General features: G+C 73.0%; 11 protein-coding genes. 6 read left to right on the forward strand and 5 right to left on the reverse strand.

Annotated elements, in window-relative coordinates:
* Positions 1-83: 83 nt before the first annotated feature.
* Complete coding sequence (smc, locus tag AB0F68_RS15870; protein WP_357338010.1) at positions 84-3,683, forward strand: chromosome segregation protein SMC; 3,600 nt, start codon at positions 84-86, stop codon at positions 3,681-3,683.
* Positions 3,680-4,300 carry an HAD-IA family hydrolase gene (locus AB0F68_RS15875; RefSeq protein ID WP_357338013.1) on the forward strand — a complete coding sequence of 207 codons (621 nt, stop codon included), beginning with the start codon at positions 3,680-3,682 and terminating at the stop codon, positions 4,298-4,300. The genes smc and AB0F68_RS15875 overlap by 4 nt, the downstream gene beginning before the upstream one ends.
* 66 nt (positions 4,301-4,366) lie before the next feature.
* Here the strand turns inward: AB0F68_RS15875 and AB0F68_RS15880 are convergent, their stop codons facing one another.
* From AB0F68_RS15880 to AB0F68_RS15900, 5 genes are all read right to left on the reverse strand, one after another.
* Positions 4,367-4,897 carry a DinB family protein gene (locus AB0F68_RS15880; RefSeq protein ID WP_357338015.1) on the reverse strand — a complete coding sequence of 177 codons (531 nt, stop codon included), beginning with the start codon at positions 4,895-4,897 and terminating at the stop codon, positions 4,367-4,369.
* A gap of 42 nt (positions 4,898-4,939) precedes the next feature.
* Positions 4,940-5,428 (reverse strand): universal stress protein, encoded by a 489-nt coding sequence (locus AB0F68_RS15885; RefSeq protein WP_357338017.1) that lies wholly within the window; start codon positions 5,426-5,428, stop codon positions 4,940-4,942.
* Positions 5,429-5,432: 4 nt separating this feature from the next.
* Positions 5,433-7,052, reverse strand: coding sequence for an MDR family MFS transporter (locus tag AB0F68_RS15890; protein WP_357338019.1), 1,620 nt, complete (start codon positions 7,050-7,052; stop codon positions 5,433-5,435).
* Between the two features lie 112 nt (positions 7,053-7,164).
* Positions 7,165-7,590, reverse strand: coding sequence for a MarR family transcriptional regulator (locus tag AB0F68_RS15895; RefSeq protein ID WP_355640453.1), 426 nt, complete (start codon positions 7,588-7,590; stop codon positions 7,165-7,167).
* Between the two features lie 13 nt (positions 7,591-7,603).
* Positions 7,604-9,316, reverse strand: a complete 1,713-nt coding sequence (locus tag AB0F68_RS15900) for an alkaline phosphatase D family protein (protein WP_357338021.1) — start codon at positions 9,314-9,316, stop codon at positions 7,604-7,606.
* A gap of 147 nt (positions 9,317-9,463) precedes the next feature.
* Between AB0F68_RS15900 and ftsY the strand changes: the two genes are divergently transcribed.
* The 4 genes from ftsY (at position 9,464) to AB0F68_RS15920 (ending at position 13,535) form a co-directional block, all read left to right on the forward strand.
* On the forward strand, positions 9,464-10,657 hold the full coding sequence (ftsY, locus tag AB0F68_RS15905; RefSeq protein ID WP_357338023.1) for a signal recognition particle-docking protein FtsY: 1,194 nt from the start codon (positions 9,464-9,466) through the stop codon (positions 10,655-10,657).
* Positions 10,632-11,528 (forward strand): aminoglycoside phosphotransferase family protein, encoded by an 897-nt coding sequence (locus tag AB0F68_RS15910; protein WP_357338026.1) that lies wholly within the window; start codon positions 10,632-10,634, stop codon positions 11,526-11,528. Before ftsY ends, AB0F68_RS15910 begins: the two co-directional genes overlap by 26 nt.
* 230 nt (positions 11,529-11,758) lie before the next feature.
* Positions 11,759-13,171 (forward strand): ammonium transporter, encoded by a 1,413-nt coding sequence (locus AB0F68_RS15915; RefSeq protein ID WP_357338028.1) that lies wholly within the window; start codon positions 11,759-11,761, stop codon positions 13,169-13,171.
* A 25-nt stretch (positions 13,172-13,196) separates the two neighbouring features.
* Positions 13,197-13,535 (forward strand): P-II family nitrogen regulator, encoded by a 339-nt coding sequence (locus AB0F68_RS15920; protein ID WP_013284578.1) that lies wholly within the window; start codon positions 13,197-13,199, stop codon positions 13,533-13,535.
* Positions 13,536-13,541 lie beyond the last annotated feature (6 nt).

The raw sequence follows: 13,541 nt of genomic DNA on the forward strand, positions 1-13,541 counted from the left end.
CCCCGCCCGCGGGTTAGTCTGCGGGTTCACCAGGTCCGCGCAGCCGGCGACGGTACGGCGGCCACCGGACGAGGATCGAGAAGGTGCATCTCAAGAGCCTGACGGTGAGGGGCTTCAAGTCCTTCGCCTCCGCGACGACGCTGAAGCTGGAGCCCGGGATCACCTGCGTGGTGGGCCCGAACGGCTCCGGCAAGTCCAACGTCGTCGACGCCATCGCCTGGGTGCTCGGCGAGCAGGGCGCCAAGGCGCTGCGCGGCGGCAAGATGGAGGACGTCATCTTCGCCGGCACCGCCGGCCGGGCGCCGCTCGGCCGGGCCGAGGTCACCCTCACCATCGACAACACCGACGGCGCGCTGCCGATCGAGTACACCGAGGTCTCCATCACCCGCCGGATGTTCCGCTCCGGCGAGAGCGAGTACGAGATCAACGGCGACTCCTGCCGCCTGCTCGACATCCAGGAGCTGCTCTCCGACTCCGGCATCGGCCGGGAGATGCACATCATCGTCGGGCAGGGCCGGCTCGACGGCATGCTGCACGCCAAGCCGGAGGACCGGCGGGCGTTCATCGAGGAGGCGGCCGGCGTCCTCAAGCACCGCAAGCGCAAGGAGAAGGCGCTGCGGAAGCTGGACGCGATGCAGACCAACCTCAACCGGCTCACCGACCTCACCGCCGAGCTGCGCCGCCAGCTCAAGCCGCTGGGCCGGCAGGCCGAGGTGGCCCGCCGGGCCGCCGCCATCCAGGCCAACCTGCGCGACGCCCGGCTGCGGCTGCTCGCCGACGACCTGCACACCCTGCGCACCACACTGGACCGGGAGATCGCCGACGAGACCGCGCTGCGCGAGCGGCGCGAGCAGATCGAGGCCGAACACGGCGAGGTGCAGGGCCGCCTCGGCGAGCTGGAGGCGGCGCTCGCCGAGGACGCCCCGTTGCTCGCCGCGGCCCAGGACACCTGGTACAAGCTCTCCGCGCTCCAGGAGCGGTTCCGCTCCATCGAGCAGCTCGCCCGGGAACGGCTGCGGCACCTCAGCGCCACCGGCGACGACGAGCGCCCCGGCCGTGACCCGGACCAGCTGGAGGCCGAGTCCCGGCGGGTCCGCGAGCAGGAGGAGGAGCTACGCGCGGCGCTCACCGAGGACCAGATCCGGCTCGCCGAGGCGGTCGAGCACCGGCAGGAGCTGGAACGGCAGCTCGCCGCCGCGGAGCGGGAACTGGTCGCCGCGGCCAAGGCCATCGCCGACCGGCGGGAGGGGCTGGCCCGACTGACCGGTCAGGTCAACTCCGCCCGGGCCCGGACCACCAGCGCCGGCGAGGAGATCGAACGGCTCGCCGCCGCGCACACCGACGCCCTCGCCCGCGCCGAGAAGGCCCAGGCCGAACTCGACGCGGTCGCCGAGCAGTCCACCGAGGCCGACCGGGACAACGCCGACCTGGACGCCCGGCACGCCGAGACGGTCGCCGTGCACGAGCAGGCCCAGGCCGCCGTGCGCAGCCTCGCCGACGCCGAGCGAGCCGCCGAGAAGGACGCCGCCACCTGGAAGGCCCGTGAGGAGGCGCTCGCCCTCGGCCTGCGCCGCAAGGACGGCGCGGGCGCGCTGCTGGCCCGCGCCGACCAGGTGCCCGGCCTGCTCGGCAGCCTCTCCGGGCTGCTCACCGTCGCCCCGGGCAACGAGGCGGCGCTCGCCGCGGCGCTCGGCGGGCTCGCCGACGCGGTCGCGGTCAGCGGGGTGGACGAGGCCGTCGAGGCCATGCGGCTACTCAAGATCTCCGACGCCGGCCGGGCCGGTCTGCTGGTCGGCAGCCCCGCCGGCCCCGGCATGGCCGGCTCCGCCGACGCGCTGCGCCCGAAGCTGCCCGACGGCGCCCGCTGGGCCCCCGACCTGGTGGAGTGCTCCGCCGAGATCCGCCCGGCGGTGCACCGGGCGCTGCGCGACGTGGTGCTGGTCGACGACCTCGCGGCCGCGGCCGAACTGGTCGCCGGCAACCCGGAGCTGCGCGCGGTCACCCCCGACGGCGACGTGGTCGGGGCGTACGCGGCGGCCGGCGGGTCGGCCAAGGCGCCCAGCTACATCGAGGTGCAGGCCGCCGTCGAGGAGGCCCGGGCCAACCGGGCCACCGCCGAGCGCGCCAGCGCCGAGCTGCGCGAGCAACTGGTCGAGGCGCGCGCCGAGGTGGCCACGGCCAAGGAGGCCGTGCAGCACGCCGCCGCCGCGAAACGGGAGGCGGAGAGCCACCGCAACGCCGCCTCCCGCCGCCTCGCCGAGCTGGGCGCGGCCGCCCGCTCGGCCAAGGCGGAGACCGACCGGCTCGGCGAGTCCCGGGCCCGCGCGGAGGCGGCGCGGGAACGCGACCTGACGGCCCTCGCCGAGCTGGAGGAGCGGCTCCGGCTGGCCGAGGTCACCCCGCTCGACGCCGAACCGTCCACCGAGGAACGCGACCAGCTCGCCGCCATGGTGCCGCAGGCCCGGCAGAACGAGATGGAGGTCCGGCTCGCCGTGCGTACCGCCGAGGAGCGGGTCTCCTCGATCGCCGGCCGGGCCGACTCCCTCGCCCGGCAGGCGAACGCCGAGCGGGCCGCGCGGGAGCGCGCGGCGGCCCGGCGCGCGGCCCGCACCCGCGGCGCGGAGATCGCCCGGGCCGTGGTCGGCGGCGCCCGCGAGGCGCTCACCCGGCTCACCGTGTCCCTGGCCCGCGCCGAGGAGCACCGCGACGAGGTCGCCCGCGAGCGCGCCGCCCGCGAGGCCGAGCTCTCCGAGGTACGCGGCGCGGCCAAGCGGCTCGGCGCCGAGCTGGAGCGGCTGACCAGCCAGGTGCACCGGGACGAGGTGGCCCGCGCCGAGCAGCGGCTGCGCATCGAGCAGCTGGAGGCGAAGGCGGCCGAGGACTTCGGCCTCGACGTGGCCACCCTGATCGCCGAGTACGGCCCGGACCAGCTCGTCCCACCCACCGACGCGGATCTCGCGGCGGCGGAGAAGGACGGCACGCCGGTGCCCGATCCGGTCCGCTATGAGCGGCCGGTGCAGGAGAAGCGGGCCGCCAAGGCGGAGCGGGAGCTGGCCCTGCTCGGCAAGGTCAACCCGCTGGCCCTGGAGGAGTTCGCCGCGCTGGAGGAGCGCTTCAAGTTCCTCTCCGAGCAGCTGGAGGACCTCAAGGCCACCCGCCGGGACCTGCTCACCGTGGTCAAGGACGTCGACGACCGGATCCTGGAGGTCTTCGCCAGCGCGTTCGAGGACACGGCGCGGGAGTTCGAGCAGGTGTTCACCGTGCTCTTCCCCGGCGGCGAGGGTCGGCTGGTGCTCACCGACCCGGAGGATCTGCTCACCACCGGCGTCGAGGTCGAGGCTCGGCCGCCCGGCAAGAAGATCAAGCGGCTCTCCCTGCTCTCCGGCGGAGAGCGGTCGCTGACCGCGGTGGCCATGCTTGTGGCGATCTTCCGCGCGCGACCCAGTCCGTTCTACATCATGGACGAGGTGGAGGCGGCCCTCGACGACGTCAATCTGGGCCGCCTGATCACGCTGCTGGCCCAGCTCCGGGAGAAGAGCCAGCTCATCGTGATCACGCACCAGAAGCGGACCATGGAGATCGCCGACGCGCTCTACGGCGTGACCATGCGCAGCGGGGTCACCCAGGTGATCAGCCAGCGGCTCAACCGGGCCGACGACGAGGGGCAGGAAGACAGCGAGTGAGTCGGGAACGCGCCACGGCGCTCTTGGTGGACTTCGACGGCGTGCTGCGCCGCTGGGACCCGGCGGTCGCCGCCCGGGTCGAGCGGGAGTACGGGCTGAGCGAGGGCGTCCTCGGCGAGATCGCCATGTCCTGGGGGCTGCTCAAGCCTGTGCTCACCGGCACCGTCAGCCACGCCGAATGGATGACCAGCGTGGCCGACGCGCTCACCCCCTCGGTCGGCGACCCGGTCCGGGCCCGCGCCGCGGTGGACGCGTGGCAGCGCTACCGGGGTGAGGTAGACCCCGACGTGCTGGCCTTCATCCGGGAGGTCCGGGCCGGCGGCGTCCGGGTCGGGCTCGGCACCAACGCCACCGACGTGCTCGACGCCGACCTGGCCGCGCTGGACCTCACCGACGAACTGGACGTGGTGGTCAACTCCTCGGTGATCGGGGTGCACAAGCCGGCGAAGGAGTACTTCCAGGCGGCCTGCGAGGCGCTGAGGACCCCGCCGGCCCGGGTGCTCTTCGTCGACGACGAGGACCGTGCCGTGGCCGGCGCCCGGGTGGCCGGGCTCTCCGCGCACCGCTGGAGCGGCGCGGCCGACCTGCGCTACCTGCGCGCCGCGCTGGCCTACTGAGCCGGCCCGCCGCCGCGGTGGCGGTCCGCTCGGCCGAGACACCGGCCACCTCGCCGCGCCGGGAGTTCAGTCGCCGGTGACGCCGTCGATGCGCTCGCGGATCAGGTCGGCGTGGCCGTTGTGCCGGGCGTACTCCTCGATCATGTGCACGTAGACCCAGCGGACGTTCATCTCGTCGGCGGTGCCGTCGCGGCGGGGGCGCCGGAAGGTGTGGTCCAGCGACAGGCCGGCGGCGGCCTTGCGGGCCGCCTCGACCTCGGCCCGGAAGACGGCGAAGGTCTCCGCCGGGTCGGCGTCGGCCACGGCGTTCAAATCCGCGTCCGGGTCCTCGTCGCCGTCGTAGAGGCCGCGGATGTCCTCCCCGGCGGCGCGGATCCGGAACCACCAGCGCTCCACGTCGGCCAGGTGCCGGACCAGCCCGAGCAGGGTCAGGCTGGACGGCTCGACGCTCGCCGTCCGGAGCTGCTCGGCGGTCAGGCCGGCGCACTTGTGCAGCAGGGTGTCGCGGTGGTAGTCGAGCCAGCCTTCCAGCATGGTGCGCTCGTCACCGACGTAGGGCTCGTGGCTGCGGTCGATCTCGGGTGCTCTCCAGGTCATCCGGTCATCCTCCGGCCCGGGTACGACAGCCGCGACCGGATTTCAGGGCACCACCACGACCGGCCAGCGGCCGGCGCGGACCAGCCGGGTGGCGACCGAGCCGACCAGCTTGTGGCCGGCCTGCTCGGACGACCCGACCACCACCAGGTCGGCCCGGTGCTCGTCGGCCGCCTTGGACAGCTCGGCGTACGCGTCGCCGTGCCGGCACAGGAAGGTCACCGGCAGGCCCAGCTCCTCCGCGCCGCGCCGGCACTCCTCGCGCAGCTCGGCGGCCAGCTCGTCGTGGGTCTGCTGGACCGCCCCGGCCACCACCCCGGACATGATCCCGGCGTAGGGGGCCGGTGAGCTGACGAAGACCACCACCAGACCGGCGCCCTGCCGGCGGGCCAGCCCGGCCGCGTACGAGCCGGCGCGCAGCGAGGTGCGGCTGCCGTCCACACCGACCAGCACCACCCGGGGCCCGTCCGTGCCGCGTTCGAACGGCAGCGGCCGGGCCTCGGGGCCGTACTTGTCACGCTCGGGGGCGCTCATCGGGTCAGTCCCGTCCGCCCGTGCGTACCACCGCGGCGCCACCGCCGGCCGCGACGGTCGACTCCCGCTCGACCTCGTCGGAGATCGCGTCGCCGTTGGTCCGGCGCAGCGGCACCTCCTTGATGAAGACCACCGCGAGCAGCGCGATCAGCCCGAACGGGGCGGCGGCCAGGAAGATGTCCCCGGCGCCGTGCCCGTACGCGGCCTCGACGACCGCGCGGATCGGTGCGGGCAGGGTGTGCACGTTCGGGAGGGTACCGCCGCTGCCCGAGCCGGACGCCGGGATGCCGAGACCGGCCAGCCCTTCGGCGAGGTAGTCCTTGACCTTGTGGCCGAGGATCGCGCCGAGCGCGCTCACCCCGATGGCGCCGCCCAGGCTGCGGAAGAAGGCCACCACCGAGCTGGCCGCGCCGAGCTCGTGCGGGCCGACGGTGTTCTGCACGGCGAGGACGAGGTTCTGCATGGTCATGCCCAGGCCGAGGCCGATCAGCGCCATGAACACGGCGAGCCGCCAGTACGGGGTGTCCGCCCGCATGGTGCCCATGAGCGCGAACCCGGCGGTGAGCAGCGCCGAGCCGGTGACCAGGTAGCGCTTCCAGCGGCCGGTGTTGGTGATGATCCTGCCGACCACGGTGGAGGCGACCAGCAGGCCGATGATCATCGGCAGGGTCATCAGGCCGGACATGGTCGGGCTCTCGCCGCGGCTGATCTGGAAGTACTGGCCCAGGAAGACCGAGGCGCCGAACATGCCCACGCCGACCGCGATGCTGGCGATCACGGCGAGGGTGATGGTGCGGTTGCGGAACAGACGCGGCGGGATCATCGGCTCGGCGGCCCGGTTCTCCACCCGGAGGGCGAGCGCGCCGAGCAGCACGGCGCCGGCGACCATGACGGCGCTCTGCCAGGACATCCAGGCGTACTTGTCGCCGGCCAGGGTGACCCAGATCAGCAGCAGCGAGACGGCCGCGGTGATCAGGGTGGCGCCCCACCAGTCGATCTTCGCTTCGCGCTTGACCACCGGCAGGTGCAGGGTCTTCTGGAGCACGACCAGGGCGAGGGCGGCGAACGGCACGCCCACGTAGAAGCACCAGCGCCAGCCGAGCCAGTCGGTGTCGACGATGACGCCGCCGATCAGCGGGCCGCCGATGGTGCCGACGGCCATCACGGCGCCAAGGTAGCCGCTGTACCGGCCCCGCTCGCGCGGGGTGATCATCGTCGCCATGATCACCTGGGCCAGAGCGGTGAGGCCGCCCGCGCCGACGCCCTGGAGCACCCGGCAGGCGATGAGCTGGCCGGTGGACTGGGAGAGACCGGCCAGCACCGAGCCCAGCACGAAGATCGTCAGGGCGAGCTGGACCAGAATCTTCTTGCTGGTCAGGTCGGCCAGCTTGCCCCAGATCGGGGTGGTCGCCGTGGTCGCCAGCAGCGTCGAGGTGACCACCCAGGTGTACGCGGACTGGCCGCCGTGCAGCTCGGTGATGATCCGCGGCAGCGCGTTCGAGACGACCGTGGAGGAGAGGATCGCGACGAACATGCCCAGCAGCAGGCCGGAGAGTGCCTCCAGGATCTGCCGGTGGGACATGTCGACGGCGGTCGCCCGGGTGGGCGCTGTCGCCTGCGTCATCGTGGAATGCCTCCGGATAGGACGAGGAAAAAGTTGCTCCGGGCAACCGTATGGCTTGGTTGCCTCAAGCAACAACCGCACGTGGCGCAGGTCTTATTCCGGGCGGACCCGGTCAGAAGGTCTCGTTGAACCGGTGCATCAGCCGGGCGAAGTCCTCGACGTCCTGTTTCGGCCAGGATTCCAGCGACCGCGTGATCTGTCCGAGTCGGGCCGCCCGCGCCGCGTCGAACCGGCGGGTGCCCTCCTCGGTGAGGCTGAGCTGAGCGGCCCGCCGGTCGGTCGGGTCCGGGTCACGCCGGACCAGGCCCAGCGCCTCCAGGCCGCCGATCTGCCGGCTCAGCGTGCCCTTGCCGATGCCCAGCTTGGCGGCCAGGTCGGTGAGCCGGATCGAGCCGGACCGGCGGAGCCAGAGCAGTAGCCCGTAGGCGTTCGGCTCCAGGTTGGGATGGACCTCGCGGGCGATCTCCCAGGACAGCGCGCGCCCGCGCCGCAGCAGCGCGGTCAGTTCGTGCTCCACGGCGCGCAGGGTCTCGTCCACGCTGAGAGGGTACTCACACCTCGTCGCTGAGCCGCTGGCGCGCCACCGTGCGCAGGTGCCCGTCGCTGGTGGTGCCCTCGATCACCACGTCGGCCTCCCGGCCCCGGTGGGTCAGCGTGGCCACCGCGTTGCCGAAGTACGGCCCGGCCAGCTTCCGCCACCGCACCAGCGGGCGGCGTACCCCGGCCGAGCGGGCCAGCGCCCGGGCGGCGCCGGCCGGCCCCGGGTTCCAGCCGAGCCGCATGAGCGGGCGCATCCCGGCCGGCACCTGGTTGTGGATGGGGGAGCAGGTGAGCTGGTGCACCGGGGTGCGCACGCTCCGGTCGGCGAACCGGGCCCGGGCCACGTACGAGTGGTGCACGTCCCCGGAGAGCACGCTGATCGAGGCCGGCCGCGAGTATGCCGGGCCGGCGCCGACCCGCGCCCCCTCGCGCGGCGCGGTGCCGCTGCCCAGCCGGGCGAACAACTCGCCGAGCGCCTCGAAGGAGCGCCGGAACGAGGCCCAGTGCTCCAGGTCCAAGGCTCGGCGCATCTGCTCGGCGAGCGTCGCCACCCAGGGCCGGCCGGAGTCGGCCAGCTTCTCGTTCCAGGACTCCACGTGGTGGATGCCGGGCGGGAGCAACCAGGGCAGCGAGGCCCCGACCACCAGGTGGTCGTAGACGCCGTGCGCCCGGTCCAGGAACCAGGACCACTCGCCCGGCGGCAGCATGGCCCGGTTGCCGGACTCGAGCACCCGGCTGGAGCGGTTGTCCAGCATGACCAGGCGGGTCCGCCCCAGGTCCAGCGCGTAGCTCCACTGGTACTGCACGGCCCGCCAGCGCTCGGTGTCGTGCGCCACGTCAGCCTCGGAGTCCACCCGCTCGCCGAACTCGTGCAGCACGCCCGTGGCGTCCTCGGCGGCCATCACCTTGGCGTAGACCGGGTCGGCGGCGATCTCGTCCGGGGCCAGGTTGCCCAGGTGCTGGTAGACCCAGTAGGAGGCCAGCCCGCTGCGGATCCGCTCGGCCCACCAGGGCTGCGCACGCATGTCCGCCCGCCAGGACGCCGAGGTGTTCCAGTCGTCGATGACCTCGTGGTCGTCGAAGATCATCACGCTCGGCACCGTGGAGAGCAGCCAGCGGATCTCCGGGTCGCGCCAGGACTCCAGGTAGAGCTTGGTGTACTCGTCGAAGCTGACCACCTGTGTGGCCGGGGCGCCCTTCGGGCGGCGCCGGCGCCGCTTGAGCAGCCGCCGCACGGTCGGCGAGGTCTCGTCCGCGTAGACCTGGTCGCCGAGGAGCACCAGCAGGTCGGGCAGGGCGTCCGGGTCCGGGGCGGCGATCAGCCGCCGGGCGTACGCGTCCAGCGCGTCCGGAGGCAGTTTGCGCGCGGTGGCGTGCTGGGTGGTCTCCCGGCAGGAGCCGAAGAGCAGGGACACCGGCTGGTCCCGGTCGTCGGCCGCCCGGGTCCGGATCACGCTGGCCGGGAAGCCGCTGTCGGGAATCGGCCAGGCCACCTCGTCGTCGATCAGCACCTCGTAGGTGGTGCTGCTCTCCGGGGTGAGCCCCGACACCACCACGATCGCGTAGTGGTGGTCGTACGCCGAGAAGGTGGGCGAGCTGCCGGTGGCCCCGCCGGCCGTGCGGACGGTGACCACCGCGGGGGCGCTGGTCTCCACCCAGACGGTGGCCCGCGTGCCGACGACCCGTCGCAGCAGCGGGCCGATGAGCAGACGGGAACTGGTCACGGCGCACCTCCGACGAAGATCATCAAGCCTTTCCCTACCCGGCCGGCGGTTGCGGTACGCCTTCCAGCCGCGAGCGTACCCGCAGCTCGTTCACGTGCCGAGGCGGTGAGTGGGACGCCGCCGCCGCCATCTGACAGGATTTCGGGCATGAAGGAATACCTCCTCGTCGCACTGGCCCTGCTCGCCGTGCTGATCCTCGGCGGCCTCAGCCTCGTGGTGCCGAAGCTGCGCCGGCGCCCCGAGCCGCCGCTGCCGGAGACGGAGGTCGACACCCGGGCCGAGGAGGACCTGGCCGGGCCGCCGGTCGAAGCCGCGGAGTCGGACCTGCGCACCGGCGTGCTGGTCGAGCCGCCGCCGGTGGTCGAGGCGCCGCCGCTGCCCACCATCGAGGTCCCCGAGCCCACCGCCGGCCGGCTGGTCCGGCTGCGCTCCCGGCTGTCCCGCTCGCAGAACGTCTTCGGCAAGGGCCTGCTCGGCCTGCTCAGCCGGGACCGCCTCGACGAGGACACCTGGGAGGAGATCGAGGACAGCCTGATCACCGCCGACGTCGGCATCGACTCGACCCGCGAGATCGTCGACCGGCTGCGCGAGCAGACCCGGGTGCTGGGCACCCGGTCGGTCGACGAGCTGCGCACGCTGCTCGCCGCCGAGCTGGTCAACGCGCTCGACCCGACCCTGGACCGGTCGCTGAAGACCGCTCCCAAGGAGGGTGTGCCGGCGGTGCTGCTGGTGGTCGGGGTCAACGGCGCCGGCAAGACCACCACCTGCGGCAAGATCGCCCGGGTGCTCATCGCGGACGGCCGGACCGTGCTGCTCGGCGCGGCCGACACCTTCCGGGCCGCCGCCGCGGACCAGCTGGAGACCTGGGGCGGCCGGGTGGGCGCGGAGACCGTCCGCGGCCCCGAGGCCGCCGACCCGGCCAGCGTCGCCTTCGACGCGGTCAAGCGGGGCATCGACACGGCCGTCGACACCGTGCTGGTGGACACCGCCGGCCGGCTGCAGAACAAGGTCGGCCTCATGGACGAGCTGGGCAAGGTCAAGCGGGTGGTGGAGAAGCACGGCCCGATCGACGAGACCCTGCTGGTGCTCGACGCCACCACCGGCCAGAACGGCCTGGAGCAGGCCCGGGTCTTCACCGAGGTGGTCAACGTGACCGGCGTGGTGCTGACCAAGCTCGACGGGACCGCCAAGGGCGGCATCGTGATCGCCGTGCAGCGCAAGCTGGGCATCCCGGTGAAGCTGGTCGGCCTCGGCGAGGGCCCGGACGACCTGGCCCCGTTCGACCCGGCGCAGTTCGTCGACGCGCTGCTCGGCAATGAGCCGCTCGTCCGGGACGCGTAGCCTCGACGTGACGACTGACGATCGCGCCTACGCGGGGTGGCGCGACCCCAGCCACCCGTCGCCGCGCCTCGGGAGACCATACGTGACTTCGCAGGAGATCCCGCTGCACGGCGGGAACGTGAGCACCGTGGTCCGGGTGGGCGACACCGTCCGGCGCAACGCCGGCCCGTGGACCCCCTCGGTGCACTCGCTGCTGCGGCACCTGGAATACGTCGGCTTCACCGGCGCGCCCCGCGCCCTGGGCATGGACGAGCGCAACCGGGAGGTCCTGTCGTACCTGGAGGGGGAGTGCGGAGAATATCCGCTGGCTCCGCACTGGGTCACCGACGAGGCCCTGGTCACTGTGGCGACCATGCTGCGGATGTTCCACGACGCCCAGTACGGCTTCACCCCGCCGCCCGGGGCGGTCTGGCGCTCGTTCGGCCCGCCCCCGCCGGACACCGAGGTGATCTGCCACCACGACGCCGCCCCGCACAACGTGATCTGGCGGCCCGACGGCACCCTCGGGCTGATCGACTTCGACCTGGCCTCGCCCGGTGCCCGGATCTACGACGTGGCGTACGCGGCCTGGACCTGGGTGCCGATCTTCTCCGACCGGGACTCGATCACCCTCGGCTGGAAGCACCCGGACCGGCCGCGCCGGCTGCGGCTCTTCGCCGACGCCTACGGGCTGATCCAGCGCGACCGGCACCGGCTGATCCGGACCATCCGCAAGCGGATCGTCGACCACGTGGAGGGCATCCGGCGGATGGCCGCGGCCGGCGAGCCGGCGTTCGTCCGGATCGTGCACAAGGGCCACCTGCGCCGGCCGATGCGCGACCTGCGGCTGCTCGACTACGAGCGGCACGCCCTGGAGTACGCCCTGCGCTGACCCCGCATCGACGAAAGGAGTGGCCGGTTCCTCCTCGGAACGGCCACTCCTTCCGTTTTCTCCAGGCATGATCGTCGTTCGTCACACGCCGGAAACAAGGCGTCACGCGCCGGAAATCGACCGGTGTCGGTGAAGGAAACAGCCGCCGAGCAAGCTTCCGCGCAACCGGCGTACGGGCGACGCTGCCCCGGAAGCCGCGAAGGAGGAGACTTCACCTTTAGGAGGCCAGCGTGCCTGAAGCACCGACGATCGACGGCGGCAACACCGTTTGGCTGCTGGTTTCGACCGCTCTCGTGCTGCTCATGACCCCGGGCCTGGCGCTGTTCTACGGCGGCCTGAACCGGGCCAAGGGCGTGCTCAACATGATGATGATGAGCTTCTCCGCCATCGGGCTCATCTCCGTGCTGTGGTGGTTCTACGGTTTCAGCGTCGCCTTCGGGGCCGACGTCAACGGTTTCTGGGGCGACCCCGCCGCCTACCTCGGCACCAAGACCTTCCTCGCCGAGACCGACCTCTGGGGCGCCACGGCGGAGAACCCCAGCGGCATCGGGGTCCCGCTCTACGTGTTCATGGCGTTCCAGATGGTCTTCGCGGTGATCACCGTCGCGCTGATCAGCGGAGCCATCTCCGACCGGGCCCGGTTCGCCGGCTGGCTGCTCTTCGCCTTCGGCTGGGCCACCCTGGTCTACTTCCCGGTCGCCCACTGGGTGTGGGGCGGCGGCGTCATCGGCGCCAAGCTGCACGCGCTCGACTTCGCCGGCGGCACGGCGGTGCACATCAACGCCGGTGCGGCGGCGCTCGGCGTCGCCCTGGTGCTCGGCCGGCGGGTCGGCTGGCCCCGGGAGGGCATGAAGCCGCACAACATCCCGCTGGTCGCGCTCGGCGCCGGCCTGCTCTGGTTCGGCTGGTTCGGCTTCAACGCCGGCTCGGAGCTGACCGTCGACTCGGTGGCCGGGCTGGCCTTCCTCAACACCCAGCTCGCGACCGCCGCCGCGGTGCTCGGCTGGCTGGCGATCGAGTGGATCAAGGATGGCCGGCCGACCATGGTCGGCGCGTCCTCGGGCGCCGTGGCCGGTCTGGTCGCCATCACGCCGGCCTGCGGCTTCGTCGCCCCGTGGGCGGCGGTCCTGCTCGGCGTCGTCGCCGGTGCGGTCTGCGCGCTCGCCATCAGCCTGAAGTACAAGCTCGGCTACGACGACTCCCTCGACGTGGTGGGCGTGCACTTCGTCGGCGGCTGGATCGGGTCGCTGTGGCTCGGCCTCTTCGCCACCAACTCGGTCAACGGCGCGATCAGCGACGTGGTGGGTGCCTCGGACGGCCTCTTCTACGGCGGCGGCCTGACCCAGCTCGGCCGGCAGGCCCTGGCCGGCCTGATCGTCACCGTGTGGTCGGGCGGCATCGCCTGGCTGCTCGCCTTCGCCATCGAAAAGACGATCGGCTTCCGATTGGCGGCCGAGGCCGAGGTCGACGGCATCGACGTCGCCGAGCACGCGGAGAGCGCGTACGACCTGTCGCCCAGCACGGGCGGCAGCGGCGGGGGCGCGTTCGCGATGGCCGGGATCGGCGCCGCCCGGCCGGCCCCGGAATCCACCGACGCGGCGGAGGAGCCCGCCGAGCCGGTCAGCGAGAAGGTCGCCGGTTAACGTTCCTGGGATGGAGGGGTTGGACATGAAGCTGGTGACCGCGGTCATCAAGCCGTACCAGCTGGACGCGGTGAAGGAGGCCCTGCACGCCCTCGGCGTGGCGGGCCTGACCGTCAGCGAGGTCCAGGGCTACGGCCGGCAGAAGGGGCACACCGAGGTCTACCGGGGTGCCGAGTACACGGTCGAGTTCCTGCCCAAGATCCGGGTCGAGGTGCTCACCGACGAGATGGACGTCGACAAGATCGTCGACGCCATCGTGGGCGCCGCCCGGACCGGCAAGATCGGCGACGGCAAGGTCTGGGTGACCGGCGTCGAGGAGGTCGTCCGGGTCCGTACCGGCGAGCGCGGGCTCGACGCCCTCTGACGCCGG

It is taken from the genome of Micromonospora sp. NPDC023966 (assembly GCF_040639095.1).
Classification (GTDB): domain Bacteria; phylum Actinomycetota; class Actinomycetes; order Mycobacteriales; family Micromonosporaceae; genus Micromonospora.

What these genes read in the sequence shown, in the direction of transcription:
- AB0F68_RS15910 (WP_357338026.1), top strand. Translation starts at nt 10,632, where the DNA reads ATGAGCCGCTCGTCCGGGACGCGTAGCCTCGACGTGACGACTGACGAT.
- AB0F68_RS15890 (WP_357338019.1), bottom strand. Translation starts at nt 7,052, where the DNA reads ATGACGCAGGCGACAGCGCCCACCCGGGCGACCGCCGTCGACATGTCC.
- ftsY (WP_357338023.1), top strand. Translation starts at nt 9,464, where the DNA reads ATGAAGGAATACCTCCTCGTCGCACTGGCCCTGCTCGCCGTGCTGATC.
- AB0F68_RS15880 (WP_357338015.1), bottom strand. Translation starts at nt 4,897, where the DNA reads ATGACCTGGAGAGCACCCGAGATCGACCGCAGCCACGAGCCCTACGTC.
- AB0F68_RS15920 (WP_013284578.1), top strand. Translation starts at nt 13,197, where the DNA reads ATGAAGCTGGTGACCGCGGTCATCAAGCCGTACCAGCTGGACGCGGTG.
- AB0F68_RS15885 (WP_357338017.1), bottom strand. Translation starts at nt 5,428, where the DNA reads ATGAGCGCCCCCGAGCGTGACAAGTACGGCCCCGAGGCCCGGCCGCTG.